Here is a 1,688-nt window from a genome sequence, read left to right as displayed (position 1 = left end):
TCTGTCGCGGATAGGCGGACAGGCGGCGAAGCATCGCCGAAGCGGTGGCGGTGCCGGTGCGTATCGATGTGGCGAACCGCAGCAGTTCATCCCAATGCGCCGCGACATGACCCAATGCGATCGGGTCGGCCGTCATGCCGGCAAGCAAGGGGCCGGCTTCCTGGCCGGGAAGGAGGTGCAAACGACGCTGCTTGATGTCGCGCAGGCGCGGCGCGAAGCGGTAGCCGAAGAAGGGCATAAGGCCGAACACATGGTCCGATGCACCGCCTGTATCGGTGTAGTGCTCCTCGATTGTCAGGCCGGTCTGCTGATACAGCAAGCCATCCAGCACATAGGGAGCTTCGCCGGCGGTCGCCGCGATTACCCGGGTCGCGAAGGGGTCATATCGATCCGAGACATGGGTGTAGAAGGCAACGCCCGGTTCGTTGCCGCTGCGCGCGTTGATGTCGCCGATTGCGGCGCCACGGCCCCCGGCATGGAATTGCTGTCCGTCGCTCGACGAGGTGGTGCCGTCTCCCCACAGCGCGGCGAGCGGCATGGCGCGATGGGCGTCGATCAGCCTTCCCAGCGCTTCACCATAGGCGGCCTCGCTGATGTGCCAGTCGTGGAGATGGGCGAGCTGGCGCAGGCTTGCGCCTCGGCAGGTTTCCGCCATGCGTGTGAGGCCGAGATTGATGCCATCGGCAAGGATGACGGTGAGCAGCGCATTGCGGTCGTCGGCCTCCCGGCCCGAACGCCGATGGATGAAGCATTCGCTGCACCCGGTCCAGGCATCGACCTCAAGCAGGAGATCGGTGATCTTCACGCGGGGCAGTCGGTCATAGGCAGCGCGACCGGCAATCTCGGTGGCGGGTGGCGTTGCCGCTTTCAGCGGCGAGATGATAAGGCCGCTTTCGTCAAGCCTGACCTGGGGCAGCTCGCCCTGTCGGGCGAGGACCGTCACCTGTTCGATCGCCGTGTCGAGCCTGGCGCGCCTTTCCTCGATATGACGATCGAAGTCCGTTTCGATGGCGAGCGGCAACGGCCCCTTCTCGCGAAGCGCGTCGAAGGTGGCCGGCGGGATGAGGTAGCTATCGAAATCGCGGAACTGGCGGCTTCCCGAGACCCATATGTCTCCCGCTCGCAACCGCTCCCGTAGCTGGGACAAGGCGCATAGTTCATAGGCGGCGCGATCGACGATGCCGTCCCGCAGGACGAACGGCCGCCATGCGGAGGGCACAAAGCGCAGCGGCACGCGATCAGGCAAGCGCCGTTTGCCGGTCCGGTATAGCTCCGCGATGATGGTAAGCGCCGACAGGAGTCCCTGCACCGCACCGGCGCCGCGAAATTCGAAGGTGTTGAGAAAGGCACCGGCAAAGAGCTTCACCGTGCGATGCCGCTCGATCAATTCAGCGGTGCGATCGACGGTTTCCGGTCGCCCGAGTACTTCGGCCCGCGCGACCGCCACGGCGAAGCGCTGCCAATCCAGCGCCTCGATCTGCGCCAGAGAGTCCACACCGTTGGTGCGCGCTTCGATGAGAATGCGGCAAGACCCTGTGAGCGTCCGGAGATGGCCTTGCAACTCGCGCACCGTCTTGAGGGCTTTGTCACGGGTCCGGTTCTCGGCGCGACGCGACATGCTGCCCAACAGCTTGTCGAACATCGTCAGGGTGGCATCGGTCAGGCTTTCCTCAAGACGGATGCCCTGC

At 65.0% G+C, this 1,688-nt stretch carries 1 protein-coding gene; it reads right to left on the bottom strand.

Annotation, left to right across the window (positions count from 1 at the left end; genetic code table 11):
• Positions 1–1,688, bottom strand: a 1,688-nt coding sequence (locus H926_RS0109345) for a Tn3 family transposase (protein ID WP_022676059.1), incomplete at both ends; no start/stop codon positions are given.

This window comes from Novosphingobium sp. B-7 (assembly GCF_000410615.1).
Lineage (GTDB): Bacteria > Pseudomonadota > Alphaproteobacteria > Sphingomonadales > Sphingomonadaceae > Novosphingobium > Novosphingobium capsulatum.
Note: the sequence above shows the minus strand (reverse complement) of the source record. Positions and strands in the feature narration are given on the sequence as shown.